This window comes from Promicromonospora sp. NPDC050249, from assembly GCF_040656015.1.
Taxonomy (GTDB): Bacteria; Actinomycetota; Actinomycetes; order Actinomycetales; family Cellulomonadaceae; genus Promicromonospora.
This window is the reverse complement of record NZ_JBFAKY010000035.1, coordinates 40,420-55,584: the sequence shown is the minus strand read 5'-3', so window position 1 is coordinate 55,584 and position 15,165 is coordinate 40,420. Positions and strand designations below refer to the sequence as shown.

Here is a 15,165-nt window from a genome sequence, read left to right as displayed (position 1 = left end):
GCGCGGCGCCCAGCTGCCGCTGGCCGTGCCGAGGGTGCCGCTGCTGACCACGACCATCGACACCGACTTCACGTTCTGGTTCTCGAGCAACAGCGGTCTACGCACAGCAACACACCCGGCGTGGTACCTGTTTCCCTGGAGGACAGCCGTCAGAACGAGTCGACCAACGGCCCGCCCACAGCGAGCATCAGCCACGCCACGGCCGCCACATAGCCGATCACCAGGATGATGCCGCGGTTGCCGACTATCGCGTCCCGCAGGCCGGCGCCGACGGGGAGGTCACCGGACTGCACCCCCCGCACCAGCTGGAACCAGAGCAGCGGCCACATGATGGTCCACACGATCATGCAGGCCGGGCACAGCGCGACGATGACGTAGAAGCTGGTCGCCATCAGGAAGAACACGAGCGCCTGGCCCACCAGGGTCCCGACGAGCAGCGACACCCAGTACCAGCGGGGCAGTCGCGCGCCGACCAGCACCACGACACCCGTGGTGATGACGACGGGGAACGCCGCCAGACCCAGGTAGGGGTTCGGGAAGCCGAGCAGCGCGCCCTGCCACGAGTCCATGGCGGCTGTGCACGTGACGAACAGGTTGATGGTGCACGACGCCGTCCGCTCCGGCTCGACGAACGCCAGGTACTTCTCGATCGCCAGCCACATCGAGCCGGCGAACCCGATGCCGCCGAGCACCACCAGCAGCAGCCCGAGGGCCCGCCCGCTGAGCGGCGCAGGGCCTGGTACGGCAACGTCGTTCTGGTCGCTGATCGCACTGTCCGACGACGTCGTGGTCGCCCCGGTATCGGTCACGCGGCTAACGCTACCGGCCAAGTCTGGGACATTGCTGAAATCAAGGTCACTGAACTGTCTCCGCCGGCTGGTGGACGACCCGCTGCCGCCCGAACGCCAGGATCAGGGCGAGCCCGAGAACCGTGACCACTGCCCCGGCCCAGGCCGGGGCGAGGTAGCCCCAGCCCGCGTCGATCACGACGCCGCCGAGGAACGCTCCGGCGCCGTTGGCCACGTTGAGCCCGGCGTGGCACAGGGCCGCGCCGAGCGACGGTGCGCCGGGCGACAGGTCCATGAGCCGGGTCTGGAACGCGAGGCCCAGGATCTGCGACGTCACACCGAGCAGGAACAGCGAGGCCAGTGCGGGTACCACCCAGCCACCGGTCAGGGCGAACAGCACCAGCGAGGCGGCGGTCGTCGCGAAGCCGATCACTACTGCACGCAGCACACCTCGGTCGGCCAGCCGGCCGCCGATCTGCATGCCGACGGTCATCCCGACGCCGAACAGCGCGAGCACCCAGGGCACTGCCCCGCCGGGCAGGCCGGTCACGCCGGTCATCGTGGGAGCCACGTAGGTGTAGACCGCGAACATGCCGCCGAAGCCGATGGCGCCCGTCACGAACGCGAACCACAGGGGCACGTTCCGCAGCGTCGCCAGCTCGGTGCGCACCGAACGCCCGGGCCCCCCGGCGGCGGCCGGAACGAGACGCCACAGCCCGAGCAGGGTCGCGATGCCGAGCGCACCGATCAGCACGTAGGACGTGCGCCACCCGAAGGTCTGGCCGACCCAGGTGGACAGCGGGACGCCGACGATGTTCGCGATGGTCAGGCCCGTCATCATGGTCGCGACGGCACGGCCCCGCTGGGCGGGCCCCGCGACGGCGGCGCCCACCGCCGCACCGACGCCGAAGAAGGCGCCGTGCGGGAGGCCCGCGAGGAACCGGCCGACGACGAGCCAGCCGATGTCCGGTGCCGCAGCGGACAGCACGTTCGCGAGCGTGTAGGCGCCCATCAGCACGAGCAGCAGGCGCTTGCGCGACATGCGCGCCGCGGCGACGGTCAGCAGTGGCGCCCCGACGACGACGCCGAGCGCGTACGCCGTGATGGTGTGCCCCACCTGAGGGTCGGTCGCGCCGAGGTCGGCGCCGACGTCGGGCAGCAGGCCCATCGCCGCGAACTCGGTGGTACCGATGGTGAAGCCGCCGACGGCCAGCGCGACGAGCGCGGGCGCCGCGCGGCGCATCGAGCTCTTGCCGGACGTCTCGTCGGGAGCAGGCTGGGAGGGGCTGGTCGCCATGGGGTCTCCAGGAGTGTCGTATCGATTCGGGGGACCGTCGGCGACACCGGCGACGAGCAAGAGGGGGAACGGAGAGGAGACTACTCCTGCGTGACCCACACGCGGGAAGCCGCCAGCAGGCCGAGATCGGCCACCCGCTCGGACGCACCGGCCGGCTCGCCGGCCGCCTGCCACGACACGGCTACCGTGCCGGCGAACTCCCGTCGCGTCGTGACCTCGACCCGCATGTCCAGGTCCAGGCCGAGCTCTGCGAGATAGCGCAACGCCTCGGGGTCGGCGTCGGAGATGCGGGCCACCGTGCCGGCGTCACCGGCATGCATCGACGACAGGGGTACGGCGGAGGGCCGCACCACCGTGCCGTCGGCCGCCGGGATCGGGTCGCCGTGGGGATCGCGCGACGGGTTGCCCAGCCGGGCGGCCATGCGTTCGACGAAGACGTCGGAGACCGCGTGCTCTAGCACCTCTGCCTCGTCGTGCACCTCGTCCCACCCGTAACCGAGCTGGTCCACGAGGAAGGTCTCCAGGAGCCGGTGCCTGCGCACCATCACGAGGGCGAGACGGCGCCCGTCGTCGGTCAGGCGGATGGCGCCGTACCGCTCGTGCTCCAGCAGGCCCTGCCCGGACAGGCGGCGCACCGTCTCCGAGACTGTGGAGGCGCCCACACCCAGCCGGTCGGCGAGATGCTTGGTGGTCACCTTCTCGTCCGACCACTCCTGGGCAGACCACACCGCCTTCAGGTAGTCCTGGGCGACGGGCGTCAGCTCGGCCGGGTCGGTTGTGATCTCCACGCGCCAAGCCTAGTTGTCCTGGGCGGACGGCGACGGAGAGGACCCGATGCCGGACAGCACACCGCCGACGTCGTCGCCGGGAACCTCGTCGGGCAGCGGGACCGTTGGCGGGAACGGCTGCCGCTCGCCCACCACCGCCTCCCCCTCGGTGGTGACCTCGACCAGCTGCCAGTCCACGAAGTGCCGGCGCTCGGGGTCGAAACGCAGCACGGTCATCTCCGACGAGTCCCGCAGCGGCCCCACCGACGTGTTGCCCTTCGTCGCCCCGCCGGTGCTGGCGTTCACGTACCGCACGCCGTACCCCACGACGTCCGGCCCGATCCGCTTGTGCATGTGCCCGGAGATCTGGAACGGCACGCAGCCCGACTCCAGCGCCGCGTCACCCACCGCCGGCTGGTGGACCAGCAGCAGGTCGACACGGTCCTCCGCGGTGAACCCGCCGAGCCCCGGCTCCCCCGCCGCGTCGCACGCCACGTCCCGCAGGCGGTCGCCGGCCTCCTGGGGCGTCTCCTCACGCGCCATCACCGTCCCGCCACCGATCCGCGTCTCCAGCGGGTCCCGGTCGCCGAGGATGCGCACACCCTCCACTTCGACCACATCGCCGTCCAGCACGATCTGCCGGTTCGCGAGCTCCGTCGCGGTCGTCAGGCGGGAGTCGTGGTTGCCGTCCGCGACCACGAACGGGACCCCGTCGGGCACGGCGGACGCGAACGAGTCCACGCACACCGACTCCACGCTCGTACCGTTGATCGTCGTGTCCCCGGCATTCAGCATGACGTCCGGCCCCAGCCGGTCGGCCAGATCACGGATCAACGGCGTCATCCCCGTGTTGCAGTGCAGGTCCGAGACCAGCAGCAACGTCACGTAGTCGGTTCCCTCCGGAGTGGCTGACGCCGAGCCCGTCGGTACCGGACCGCCCTCCTCCGCCTCCTGCTGCTGCGCGACCCGCGCGTCCCACGCCTCGTTCAGCCGCTCCCGCGCCCCCGCGTAGAACACCTCGTTCGCCTGATATGTCTCGACCAGCTGGCCGCTGTACGTGTCGATGACGCCCGCCAGGCGGCCCGTGATGCGCGCACCCTCCAGCGCCGTCCCCGCGAACACCGGCGAAGCAGGCAGCGCGGCCCGCTCCTGGGGCCCGGCGCTCGCCGTGACGGTCGCGGCCACGAGCACCGCGACGAGCACCCCGCCGGTGATCTTCCCGGTGCGCGGTGCGAGCGTCCGGCCGAGCTCCCGGCGTCGGGCAGGCCCGAGCAGGGCCCGCAGGCCGAACCCGGCGGCGACCAGCACCACTGCCGCCACGCCCGCGCCACGGAGCGCGTCCCAGACCAGCGCCCACGTGACGGTCCGCACCGTCTGCTGCGGGCTGTCGAAGAACTGGAGATACCCGTCGAGGTCGCCCACGAGCGCGTCGAAGCTGGCGGTGTCCACCGCGGAGAGGTCGGCGGGGATCTCGTGCACGGTGATCCGCACGCCGAGCGTGAGCGGCAGCGGGGAGTCGGTGACGACGGTGCCGAGCGGACCGAGGTCCGCGACCAGTCTGTCGTCCGCTGTGACCGAGTACGTGGCCTCGTGCGGGCCGAGGCTCAGGTCTGCCTGCGCGGTGGTGATCCCGAACATGAGGGCCACCAGGGCTGCGGCTACGCCGGTCAGGGTCCAGCGCAGCCAGAGGGGCGGTTTGGTACGACTCATCGGCTCTACCTTGTCATGGGGTGCGTCCACCCGCGGCTTGCCTGGTGAACCGCTGTCCAGTGTCTCCGGCGGGTCGGTGTCTCCGGCGGGTCGGTGGCTGCGGCGGGTCGGTGGCTGCGGCGGGTCGGTGGGTCCGGCGGGTCGGTGGGTCCGGCGGGTCGGTGGGTCCGGCGGGTCGGTGGGTCCGGCGGGTCGGTGGGTCCGGCGGGTCGGTGGGTCGGTGGCGGAGGCGCCGGGCGGACTGCGGCGCCGAACCGCAAGTTGCTCGCCAATCGAGCCGTGTCCCAGCGCCGAACCGAAACTTGATGGTGTTCCCGGGCGCCGAACCGATGCGGACGAGTCACTGGGCACCCATATCGACTCAGAACCTGCGGTTCGGCATCCAACCTGACGATCAGCTTGCGGTTCGGGCATCCAACCTGACGATCAGCTTGCGGTTCGGCATCCAACCTGACGATCAGCTTGCGGTTCGGCGGCACCCGAAGGCGGCATCGACCGGCAACTTGCGGTTCGGCCGAGTTCGGCCGAGTTCGGCCGATTCCGGTGGCGGTCGGCGGCGGCCTCCACGATCAGCTTGCGGTTCGGCGGGTCGGTGACCGGTCTGCCGGGGACGGACGGCACGATGGCGCGGTGTTCACGCTCGAGTCCGTCTGGCGGCCGGCCGCACCTGTGGCACGGGTCTGGTCGGTGCTGGCCGACCCGCGGTTCACCTGGCCCGACTGGTGGCCGGGGCTCACCGCCGCGGCGACCGGACCCGTCGTCGGGCCGGACCGGCTGGCTGGGGCCGGGACATGGGCTGACCTGCGGGTTCGGAGCCCGCTCGGGTACTCGCTACAGTTTCGGCTCGATCTGAGGCAGACGGCGGCACCGTCGGACGGCGAGCCGGGTCGCGCGCTGCTCGACGTGTCCGGCGACCTCGTGGGGAGTGCCGACGTGACGGTGCGCGCCGTCGGGAACGGTTCCGGGGTCTCGACTAGCTCGACCAGCAGAGGGTCGACCAGCAGAGAGTCGACCAACGAAGGCTCGACCGAGGTCCAGCTCCTCTGGCTGGTGTCCCCGATCCCCGCATGGTTCCGGATCGCCGCACGGATCGGCCCCGCACCGCTCGCCTGGGCCCACGCCCACGTGATGCGGGCCGGCGAGCGCGGACTGGCGGAGCGGCTGCGCGGCTGACCCGGTCAGCCGGCCTTCTGGGACTTCGACCTCGACCTCGTCTTCGAGGCCGTCTTCGAGGCCGTCTTCGAGGCCGTCTTCGAGGCCGTGGTGGAGGTAGATCGTGAACCGGACTTCGACTTCGACTTCGATTCCGCGACGCTGCGCTTGAGCGCCTCCATGAGGTCGACCACCTCCGCGCCCTCGCCGTCCCCCTCGGCCGCCTCGCCGAACGTCGCCGCCGTGTCGACGGACTCGCCCGACTCGAGCTTGGCCTCGACGAGCTTGCGCAGCTGTACCTGGTACTCGTCCTCGTAGTCCTCGGGCGTGAAGTCCGCCTCGAAGCTGCTGACGAGCTGTGCCGACATCGTGAGCTCCTTCTCGGAGACCTTCGCCGGCTCGTCGAGGGCCGGGAACGCGGCCTCGCGGATCTCGTCGGCCCACAGGAGGGTCTGCAGCACGAGCACCTCGTCGCGCACGCGCAACGCTGCCAGCCTGGTGCGCTGACGGAGCGCGAACTTCACGACGGCGGTGCGGTCGGTCTCCTCCAGCGTGCGGCGCAGCAGCACGTACGCCTTCGTGGACTTGGAGTCGGGCTCGAGGTAGTACGTCCTGTCGAGCATGATCGGGTCGATCTGCTCGCTGGGCACGAACTCCACCACCGAGATCTCGCGGTCCCGTTCGGCCGGGAGATCGGCGAGGTCCTTCTTGGTGAGCACCACCGTGCGCTCACCGTCGTCGTAAGCGCGGTCGATGTGCTCGTACGGCACCACCTCACCGTCGATCTCGCACACACGCTTGTACCGGATACGTCCACCGTCGGCGTCGTGTACCTGATGCAGCGGGACGTCGTGGTCCTCGGTCGCGCTGTACAGCTTGACCGGAACGTTGACGAGGCCGAAGGTCACGGCACCCTTCCAGATCGCCCTCATCCTTCTATAGTGCGCCCCAAGCGCACCACATGCCCAGGTTTCGGTCTGGGCCGACGGTCAGAGGCCCGCGCGGTCCAGCTTCGCGCACAGCTCCGCGTTGGTGGGCTCCACGAGCTGCGAGCCGTCGGGGAACACCAGGACCGGGATGGTCTTTCGCCCGGTCAGGGCCTCGGCCTCGTCCGCGCGGGTGGGGTCGGCGACGAGGTCCACGTAGACGTACTGCACGCGGCGGACGTCGAGCACCGCCTTGCTGCGGCGGCAGTCGCGGCACCACTCGGCGCCGTAGACGGTGAGCTGCTGAGGTCGGGCGATCGAGGAGGTGTCGCCGGCAGTCGCCCGGGGCGCTGCCAGCACGTCGATCGCAAGGCTGTCCGAAATCACTCGCCGGAGCCTAACGGAGTAACGGCCGCCGTCACGACCCCCTGCGACGTGATCTCGACGACGTCATCTGCTCGTCACCTCCGCGACTCCTGGGCAAGGGAACGCGACTCGCTGCACGATGGTGGGATGGCGTCCACACAGCAGACGGTCATGGTCGAGGGGCACCGCCTGCGTCTGAGCAACCTCGACAAGGTGATGTACCCGGCGTCGGGCACCACCAAGGGCGAGGTGCTGCACTACCTGACGCAGGTCGCGCCGGTACTGCTGCCGCACGCCGCCAACCGGCCCGCGACACGCAAGCGCTGGCCCGACGGCACCGGCGGACAGATGTTCTTCCAGAAGAACCTCGACGCGTCGACCCCCGACTGGGTCAAGCGCCGGTCGATCCAGCACAAGACCTCCTCCAACGACTACGTGCTGGTCAACGACCTCGCGACCCTCACATGGCTGGGCCAGACCGCGACCCTCGAGCTGCACACCCCGCAGTGGCAGTTCGGCCGCACGGGCGCGCGCCTGGACCCCGACCGCCTCGTGCTCGACCTCGACCCCGGCCCCGGAGCGGGCCTGGCCGAGTGCGCGGAGGTAGCCCGCTGGGCGCGCGAGATCCTGCAGGGCATGGGCCTGGAGCCCTACCCCGTCACGTCCGGCTCCAAGGGCATCCACCTGTACGCGGCCCTGGGCAAGGCGCAGGACACGCGCCTCGACTCCGACGCCGTCTCCGCCGTCGCGCACGAGCTCGCGCGCTACCTCGAGGCCGAGCACCCGGACCTCGTCGTCAGCGACATGAGCAAGAAGCTGCGGTCGGGCAAGGTGCTGGTCGACTGGTCCCAGAACAACGGCAGCAAGACCACCATCGCGCCCTACTCCCTGCGCGGACGCGAGCAGCCGTGGGTCGCCGCGCCCCGCACCTGGGACGAGCTGGAGGACCCCGGCCTGGCCCAGCTCACGCCCGAGGAGGTGGTGGCGCGCATCGAGGCCGACGGCGACCTCCTCGCGCCCCTCCTCGAGGGTCACCTGTCAGCGCTGGAGCCGACGACGGAGCGGCTGGCCACCTTCGAGAAGCTGGGAACGTACCGGGCCAAGCGGGACCCCGCGAAGACGCCGGAGCCGTTCGGGCCGGAGGAGGTCTCGACAGGCTCGACCACCGAAGGGACAGGCTCGGCCACCGAGGGGCCGGACGCACCCACCTTCGTCATCCAGGAGCACCACGCCCGCCGGCTGCACTGGGACTTCCGCCTCGAGCACGACGGCGTGCTCGTCAGCTGGGCACTCCCCCGCGGCGAGCCCACCGACCCCACCAAGAACCACCTCGCCGTGCAGACCGAGGACCACCCCCTGGAGTACGGCTCCTTCGAGGGCACCATCCCGGCCGGCGAGTACGGCGCCGGGGAGGTGACCATCTGGGACTCGGGCACCTACGAGCTCGAGAAGTGGCGCGACGACGAGGTGATCGTCACCCTCCGCTCCGCCGAGCGCGGCGCCCGCCGCCTGGCCCTGATCCGCACCGGCGGCCGCGACGGCGACGCCGAGAACAACTGGCTCATCCACCTGACGAAGTCCCAGCCAGGCTCCCCCGCCCCGTCGAGCGCCCGATCCTCGTCCTCCCCCACAGGCCGGAAGGGAAAGTCCAGCACCCCGCCGGGCAAGAGCGAGCGGTCGCGGCGGCCCATGCTCGCCACCAACGCCGCGCCCGGCGAGTTCACCGAACCCGACGACTGGATGTTCGAGATGAAGTGGGACGGGTTCCGCACCCTCGCCCACGTCCAGGACCCCGACACGGTGCGCCTCATCAGCCGCTCCGGCCAGGACCTCACGGTCACCTTCCCCGAGCTGGCGGCGCTCGCGGGCCAGGTCGACCCGTCCCGGCTGCCCGTCGTGCTCGACGGCGAGATCGTCGCCCTCGACCGGGACGGCCGCCCCGACTTCCGCCGCCTCCAGCACCGCGCCAACCTCCGCAAGGAGGCCGACGTCGCACGCGCCAGGGCCCGCGTCCAGGTCGACCTCATGCTCTTCGACGTCCTTGAGGCCGACGGCGACGACGTCACCCGCGAGCCCTGGACCGAACGGCGCGAGCTGCTCGAGTCCCTCGTCACCCCGCGCGCCCCCATCCACCTCCCACCCGTGTTCGACGGCGACCTCGACGCCGCTATGCGCACCTCCCGCACCCTGCGGCTGGAGGGCGTGGTCGCCAAGCGCCGCACCTCCACCTACGCGGAACGGCGCTCGCGGGAGTGGCTCAAGCTCAAGCACAGTGCCATGCAGGAGGTGGTCATCGTGGGCTGGCGTCCGGGCCGGGCGAACGCCTCGGTGATGGGTTCACTGCTCATGGCGGTCCCCGAGCAGGGCGCGGACGGCGACGGCCTGCGCTACGTCGGCCGTGTCGGGACGGGCTTCACCGAACGCGAGCGCCGGGAGATCACCGCCGAGCTCCGGGGGATGGAGCGCAAGACGCCCGGCGCGTCCGGCGTGCCGAAGGAGGACGCGTCGGACGCGCGCTGGGTCACGCCGAGGCTGGTGGGCGAGGTGACGTACGCCGACTGGGTGGAGGGCAGCGACGGCGCGTCGGGCGAGCGGCGGATGCGGCACTCCGTGTGGCGCGGCTGGCGGCCGGACAAGTCGCCGGACGAGGTGGTGGCGGAGCTACCCGGGCAGGCGTGAGGGCGGGCCGCTTGGCACACTTTTACTGCACATTCCTATTCTTCGGCCGGCTACGGACGTACCGTGTTGCGCGACGGACGGAGGACATGGATGTTCAGCTACCCCAAGCGTCTGGCCGCCCCTACGGCCATCCTTGCCGCGATCACGCTCGCGGCCGTCCCGGCGACAGCTGTCGCCGCACCCGGAGCCACCCCCAGCGGCTCCACCGCACTGCTGCTCGCGCCGCAGCCGGCCCACGGCCTGCGCGACCCCTTTCCCCAGGTCGAGCTCCCTGACCGCATAGAGCTGCCCGACGGCTTCCAGCCCGAGGGGATCACGACGGCAGGCCCGGTCGCCTGGTTCGGCTCGCTCGCCGACGGCGACATCTACCGCGCCGATCTCCTGACCGGTGAGGGCAAGGTGATCAGCCAGGGCCCCGGTACACCGTCGGTGGGGCTGACGGTGGACGCCCGCGGACGCCTGTTCATAGCGGGCGGCCCGGGCGGCGGCGCGCGCGTCGTCGACGGACGCTCGGGCGAGGTCCTCGCGACGTACGACCTCGGCGGCGGCTTCGTGAACGACGTCGTCGTGACCCGGGACTACGCGTACTTCACCGACTCGCAGCGCGCCGTCGTCCACCGGCTGCACCTCGGGCCGCACGGCCGGCTCACGGACACGCACGACGAGCTGGCCCTGCACGGCGACTGGGAGCAGGTCGACGGGTTCAACGCCAACGGCATCACCACAGCGCCCGACGGCAAGAGCCTGCTCGTCGTGAACTCGACGACCGGCGGCCTCTTCCGGGTCCACCCGGACAACGGGCGCGCCGACCGGGTGGACCTCGGCGACGCGCTGCTCACCAACGGCGACGGTGTGCTCCGGACCGGTCGCACGCTCTACGTGGCGCAGAACACCAGCAACCAGGTGACGACGCTGCGGCTCGACCGGACGGCGTCGAAGGGCCGGGTGGTGCAGACCCGCACCAGCGACGACTTCGACACGCCCACCACCATCGCCCGCTTCGCCGGTGCGCTGTACCTGCCGAACGCCCGGTTCACCACGACGCCCGAGGACGACACCGAGTACTGGGTGACGCGCTTGCCGCTGCACTGAGCGACCGAACCCTGTACCCCAGCCCATCCGGCGGTCGCGGAATAGCCGCGTCCGTCGGGTGGGTTGTCGCTGGCATGCGAGCCATCACGTATTCGAAGTTCGGCAGTGCCGACGTCCTCGAGCTCACCGACCAGCCCGACCCGCACATCGGTCCTGACACCCTGCTCGTCCGGGTGAAGGCCGCGTCGGTGAACCCGGTCGACTGGAAGATCCGCCAGGGCTACCTGGAGGGCCTGATCGACACGGTGTTCCCGGCGGTCCCGGGCTGGGACGTCGCCGGAGTCGTCGAGCAGGTGGGCCTGGACACCCCCGAGTTCCAGGTGGGCGACGAGGTGTACGGCTACGTGCGCAAGGACACCGTGCAGGGCGGCACGTTCGCCGAGCTCGTCGCGGCGCCCGTGCGCACGCTGGCCCGCAAGCCCGCGTCGCTGAGCTTCGAGGAGGCGGCAGCGGTTCCGCTCGCGGGCCTCACCGCGTACGAGGCGATCCAGCGTGCGGGCGTCGTCGAGGGGCAGACGGTGCTGGTGCACGCCGCTGCCGGCGGCGTCGGCGCGTTCGCCGTGCAGCTCCTCAAGGCGCTGGGCGCGCACGTCATCGGCACCGCGAGCGAGGCGAACCACGAGTTCCTGCGCAAGCTCGGCGCCGAGCCCGTCACCTATGGCGACGGTCTCGCCGACCGGGTCCGCGCCGTGGCGCCCGATGGTGTCGACGTCGTCCTCGACTTCGTCGGCGGCGGGGCGGTGGCAGCGAGCGCCGGGCTCCTGGCCGACGGCGGCACGATCGCGTCGATCGCCGACCCCACCGCGCGTACCGAGCACGGCGGGCACTACGTCTGGGTGCGCCCGTCCGTAGCGGGCCTCGACGCCCTCACCGCGCTCTTCGACGCCGGCAAGCTGACCGTGGAGATCGCGCAGGTCTTCGACCTGGCGGACGCCGCGGACGCGCACCGGGCCAGCGAGACGGGCCACACGCGCGGCAAGGTGGTCGTCCGGGTCTGACGCCGGGCGCGGGCCGGCGGGAGGACCAGCCGGGTGCGGGCGGTCGGAGATCAGTCGAACACCGGCGGATAGCCGATGACACCCCGCAGCCCGGGGTCTTCCGCGTCGTAGCCGGGCAGCAGGTAGACCTGGGCCGCCTCGGGCGGGGCCCAGTCCGGCAGGCGCATGGTGATCCCGTGGTCGCGGGCCGGGAGGAAGCCGAGCGCGCCGTAGTACTTCGGGCTGCCCTCGAGCACGACGTACGGGTCGCCCGCGGCCTCCGCGCCGGCGAGGGCGGCCCGCACCAGGGCGGCACCGATGCCGCGGCGCTGGTGCTCGGGGCTGACGGCGAGCGGTGTGAGCATCGCTACCGTGCGCTCGCCGGCGCCGTTCGTGACCGTGCAGCCGTCGATCATGACGTGGCCGACGACCTCGCCGCCGGACACCGCGACCAGCGCGAGCGCCGGCCGGTAGATCCAGGACTCACGGACCCGGTCCACGCCGTCGGCGACCCGGTCCTCGCCGAAGGCCGCTACCAGCACCTTCCGGATCGCCGGGAAGTCCTCGGGCCGCTCGGGCCGGATCTCCCAGGCGCTCATGCGTCGGCCGCCTCTGTCGGCGCCGGCTGAGCCTCGGCCTCGGCCTCGGAGCGGAGGACGCAGAACTCGTTGCCCTCGGGATCGGCGAGGGTCACCCAGCCTGTGCCGGGGCCGTACTTCCCGCGGTGGTCGCCGAAAACCGTGGCGCCGTGCGCGATGAGCCGTTCGATCTCGGTGTCCCGGAGGCCCGCCCTGGGGCGCAGGTCGAGGTGGATCCGGTTCTTGACCGACTTGCCCTCCGGCACCTCGATGAACAGGACGGGCACCCCCTTGCCTGCGGGGTCGACGATCATGCACTCGTCGTGGCCCGGCAGGTTCGGGTCGCCGGGCACGTCCTCGTACCCGAGCACCGGTTTCCACCACTGGGACAGCGAGTAGGCGTCGGAACAGTCCACGGTCAGATGCGAGATGAAGGAAGTCACGCCGGGACCCTGGCACACCCATCCCGCCTCACCAACCCTTTTCCGCGCCCCGCACTGCGCCCGCGGCTCACGGCGCAACCCGGTCGCTCAGCCCGGGGAGGACCGGCCGTGCCGCCAGTAGCCGACGAAGTCCACCTGCGCCTTGGGCACACCGCGCTCGTTGACCAGGTGCCGCCGCGCGCCGGTCGCCAGCGACGACTCGCCGACCGTGAACGCGTACACGTCGGCGGCCGGCCCGGCCGGCTCGAGCTCGTGCAGCTCCGCGAGCGCGGCCCGGCCCGGGACGGCGTGGGCGTCGGACCGCACCACCCACCGGATCTCGACGCCGGACGGCGCCCGGAACTCCTGCTTGTCCCCGGCCGTCGGGACCTCGATGACGGCGGTGCCGCGGGTGTCGTCGGGAAGCGACTCGCAGATGCCCGCGACGGCGGGCAGACCGGACTCGTCGGTCACCAGGAGCGTCCAGCCGTGCGGGTGGCTCGCGTCGAAGGTGATGCCCTGGTCGAGGATGCCGACGCGCATCCCCCGGTCGGCGGCCTGGGCGAAGCCGGCCCCCGGACCCGAGGCGTGCTCGGCGTCGCCCGGGGTCTCGTCGTCCGCGGCGTGCAGCACGAAGTCGACGTCGATCTCGTTCAGGTCAGGCCGCGCGGCGCGCACGGTGTAGTTCCGCACCCACGGGCGCTGAGCCTTCGGGGTGGTGAGGTACTCCGCGTACCAGAGCCCCGAGGTGCGCTTGGGCAGGCGCAGCATGTCCTGTCCCGCGCGCGGCAGGAAGAGGCGGAACCACTGGTCGTAGCCCGCCGGCGTGAAGTGGGCGAGGTCGCCACCGCCGAGCGTCACCCGCATCATGTTCGGCGTGACCCGCTTGGTGTTGACGACCTCAGCCATCACGACGTGCGGATCGACCGCTTTGCGCCCCTTAAATGCCATGCGCTGAGGTTAGGCACACCTAAGTCGGTTTGACCAGTGTCTGGTTCGGATCTACCCCACGTGCGTTCCGGATCCCCGCCAGGGACAGCAGCCCGCCGATCACGAGCAGAGCCGCGGTCACCAGGAGCGCCCGGTGGAAGGAGGCGACGTCGAGCACGCCGCCGGTGATGATGCCCGCGAACGCCACGGTGAGCAGCCCGGCGACCCGCGAGACCGCGTTGTTCACCGCGGAGCCGATGCCGGCGTCGTGGGCCGGGACGGCGCCGAGGATGGCCGCCGTCAGGGGCGCCACCGTGATCGAGAGGCCGAGGCCGAACACGAGCTGGCCGGGCAGCACCTGGGTCGGGTAGAACGCGGTCTCGTCCATCGAGAGCATCAGGAGGAACCCTGCCGCCGCGACGATCGGGCCCAGCGTCATGAACAGCCGCGGCCCGTACCGGCCGGCGAGCGTGCCGAACCAGGCGGACAGCAGGATCATCGCGAGCGTGGTCGGCAGCTGGGCCACCCCGGACCACGTCGCGGAGTATCCGGCGACCTGCTGCAGGAACAGCGTGAGCACGAAGCCGCCCAGCGAGAGCGCGCCGTAGATCGCGAAGGTCGCGAGGTTCCCCCACGCGAAGTTGCGCGCCTCGAACAGGCGCAGCGGCAGCATCGGGTCAGCGGCCCGCCGCTGGTAGAGCACGAACGACACCAGCATCACCGCACCCGCGAGGACGGACACCAGGATGACCGGAGAGGTCCACCCGAGCCGCTCCCCCTCGATGAGCCCGAAGACCACGCCCGCGAGCCCGAACGCGGCCAGCGCGGCCCCCGGGACGTCCACCCGCCGGCCGGGCTCGCCCTCCCCCGCGGGCACCCCGCGCAGCAGCCAGAGCGTCACGGCGATGACCGGCACGTTGATCCAGAACACCCAGCGCCAGGACGCGAGGTCGACGAGCATGCCGCCGACGAACGGGCCGACGATCATGGCCGCTGTCGTCCACGACGTCCACCGGCCGATCGCACGGGCCTGCGCCTCGCCACCGAACGTCGCGACGATCAGGGCCAGCGAGCTCGGGACCAGCAGGGCGCCCGCCACCCCCTGCAGCGCGCGGGCGATGACGAGGACGGGGCCGGTAGGGGCGATCGCGCACAGCACCGAGGCGACACCGAAACCCACGAGCCCGGCCGCGAGCACCCGGCGTCGCCCGTAGACGTCGGACACCGAACCGGCGACGAGCATCAGCGCGCCGAGCGTCACCAGGTACGCGTCGACCACCCACTGCTGCAGGGCCAGGTCCTCCATGCCCTCGCCGCCGAGCTCCCCCGCGATCGCGGGCAGCGCGACGCTCACCACCGTGCCGTCGAGGAACGACACGAACGAAGCGAGGATGGCGACGAGGAGCACCCGTCTCTGGAGCGTGGTCACGAGCCACACGCTATGCCCAGCCACCGACATCCACCCCCGCCGCCCGGACACG

At 71.7% G+C, this 15,165-nt stretch carries 14 protein-coding genes; 4 read left to right on the top strand and 10 right to left on the bottom strand.

Going from position 1 to position 15,165, the window contains the following annotated elements; all coding sequences use genetic code 11:
• Window positions 1-149: 149 nt before the first annotated feature.
• The 4 genes from AB0I32_RS22655 to AB0I32_RS22640 form a co-directional block, all read right to left on the bottom strand.
• Complete coding sequence (locus AB0I32_RS22655) at window positions 150-809, bottom strand: vitamin K epoxide reductase family protein (RefSeq protein ID WP_357510161.1); 660 nt, start codon at window positions 807-809, stop codon at window positions 150-152.
• 46 nt (window positions 810-855) lie between these two features.
• Window positions 856-2,085, bottom strand: a complete 1,230-nt coding sequence (locus AB0I32_RS22650) for an MFS transporter (protein WP_357510159.1) — start codon at window positions 2,083-2,085, stop codon at window positions 856-858.
• A gap of 80 nt (window positions 2,086-2,165) precedes the next feature.
• Entirely contained in the window at window positions 2,166-2,873 is a 708-nt protein-coding gene (locus AB0I32_RS22645) for a metal-dependent transcriptional regulator (RefSeq protein WP_357510157.1), read from the bottom strand.
• Window positions 2,874-2,882: 9 nt separating this feature from the next.
• On the bottom strand, window positions 2,883-4,562 hold the full coding sequence (locus AB0I32_RS22640; protein WP_357510155.1) for a metallophosphoesterase: 1,680 nt from the start codon (window positions 4,560-4,562) through the stop codon (window positions 2,883-2,885).
• Between the two features lie 630 nt (window positions 4,563-5,192).
• Between AB0I32_RS22640 and AB0I32_RS22635 the strand changes: the two genes are divergently transcribed.
• Window positions 5,193-5,735: a hypothetical protein gene (locus AB0I32_RS22635; protein ID WP_357510153.1), complete on the top strand. Its 543-nt coding sequence runs from the start codon at window positions 5,193-5,195 to the stop codon at window positions 5,733-5,735.
• 5 nt (window positions 5,736-5,740) lie between these two features.
• On the opposite strand, the gene AB0I32_RS22630 is transcribed toward AB0I32_RS22635, so the two are convergent.
• Together AB0I32_RS22630 and AB0I32_RS22625 are read right to left on the bottom strand one after the other, a co-directional pair.
• Window positions 5,741-6,646, bottom strand: a complete 906-nt coding sequence (locus AB0I32_RS22630) for a Ku protein (protein ID WP_357510151.1) — start codon at window positions 6,644-6,646, stop codon at window positions 5,741-5,743.
• 57 nt (window positions 6,647-6,703) lie between these two features.
• A complete protein-coding gene (locus tag AB0I32_RS22625) occupies window positions 6,704-7,027 on the bottom strand; it encodes a glutaredoxin domain-containing protein (RefSeq protein ID WP_357510149.1) in 324 nt (107 codons plus the stop codon).
• Window positions 7,028-7,153: 126 nt separating this feature from the next.
• On the opposite strand from AB0I32_RS22625, the gene AB0I32_RS22620 reads away from it, so the two are divergent.
• The 3 genes from AB0I32_RS22620 (at window position 7,154) to AB0I32_RS22610 (ending at window position 11,775) form a co-directional block, all read left to right on the top strand.
• Window positions 7,154-9,685, top strand: a complete 2,532-nt coding sequence (locus AB0I32_RS22620) for an ATP-dependent DNA ligase (RefSeq protein ID WP_357510147.1) — start codon at window positions 7,154-7,156, stop codon at window positions 9,683-9,685.
• 90 nt (window positions 9,686-9,775) lie between these two features.
• Complete coding sequence (locus AB0I32_RS22615; protein WP_357510145.1) at window positions 9,776-10,777, top strand: hypothetical protein; 1,002 nt, start codon at window positions 9,776-9,778, stop codon at window positions 10,775-10,777.
• A gap of 74 nt (window positions 10,778-10,851) precedes the next feature.
• On the top strand, window positions 10,852-11,775 hold the full coding sequence (locus tag AB0I32_RS22610; RefSeq protein WP_357510143.1) for an NADP-dependent oxidoreductase: 924 nt from the start codon (window positions 10,852-10,854) through the stop codon (window positions 11,773-11,775).
• Window positions 11,776-11,825: 50 nt separating this feature from the next.
• Here the strand turns inward: AB0I32_RS22610 and AB0I32_RS22605 are convergent, their stop codons facing one another.
• From AB0I32_RS22605 to AB0I32_RS22590, 4 genes are all read right to left on the bottom strand, one after another.
• Window positions 11,826-12,353, bottom strand: a complete 528-nt coding sequence (locus AB0I32_RS22605) for an N-acetyltransferase (RefSeq protein ID WP_357510142.1) — start codon at window positions 12,351-12,353, stop codon at window positions 11,826-11,828.
• Window positions 12,350-12,775 carry a VOC family protein gene (locus AB0I32_RS22600; protein ID WP_357510140.1) on the bottom strand — a complete coding sequence of 142 codons (426 nt, stop codon included), beginning with the start codon at window positions 12,773-12,775 and terminating at the stop codon, window positions 12,350-12,352. Before AB0I32_RS22600 ends, AB0I32_RS22605 begins: the two co-directional genes overlap by 4 nt.
• 87 nt (window positions 12,776-12,862) lie before the next feature.
• The gene (locus AB0I32_RS22595; protein WP_357510138.1) at window positions 12,863-13,705 is read right to left on the bottom strand and encodes a siderophore-interacting protein; all 843 of its coding nucleotides are present in this window, start codon (window positions 13,703-13,705) and stop codon (window positions 12,863-12,865) included.
• A gap of 19 nt (window positions 13,706-13,724) precedes the next feature.
• The gene (locus AB0I32_RS22590) at window positions 13,725-15,113 is read right to left on the bottom strand and encodes an MFS transporter (protein WP_357510136.1); all 1,389 of its coding nucleotides are present in this window, start codon (window positions 15,111-15,113) and stop codon (window positions 13,725-13,727) included.
• Window positions 15,114-15,165: the final 52 nt, after the last annotated feature.

Coding starts and splice junctions, on each gene's coding strand:
- AB0I32_RS22630 (WP_357510151.1), bottom strand. CDS start 6,646: ATGAGGGCGATCTGGAAGGGTGCCGTGACCTTCGGCCTCGTCAACGTT.
- AB0I32_RS22605 (WP_357510142.1), bottom strand. CDS start 12,353: ATGAGCGCCTGGGAGATCCGGCCCGAGCGGCCCGAGGACTTCCCGGCG.
- AB0I32_RS22650 (WP_357510159.1), bottom strand. CDS start 2,085: ATGGCGACCAGCCCCTCCCAGCCTGCTCCCGACGAGACGTCCGGCAAG.
- AB0I32_RS22610 (WP_357510143.1), top strand. CDS start 10,852: ATGCGAGCCATCACGTATTCGAAGTTCGGCAGTGCCGACGTCCTCGAG.
- AB0I32_RS22620 (WP_357510147.1), top strand. CDS start 7,154: ATGGCGTCCACACAGCAGACGGTCATGGTCGAGGGGCACCGCCTGCGT.
- AB0I32_RS22615 (WP_357510145.1), top strand. CDS start 9,776: ATGTTCAGCTACCCCAAGCGTCTGGCCGCCCCTACGGCCATCCTTGCC.
- AB0I32_RS22595 (WP_357510138.1), bottom strand. CDS start 13,705: ATGGCATTTAAGGGGCGCAAAGCGGTCGATCCGCACGTCGTGATGGCT.
- AB0I32_RS22640 (WP_357510155.1), bottom strand. CDS start 4,562: ATGAGTCGTACCAAACCGCCCCTCTGGCTGCGCTGGACCCTGACCGGC.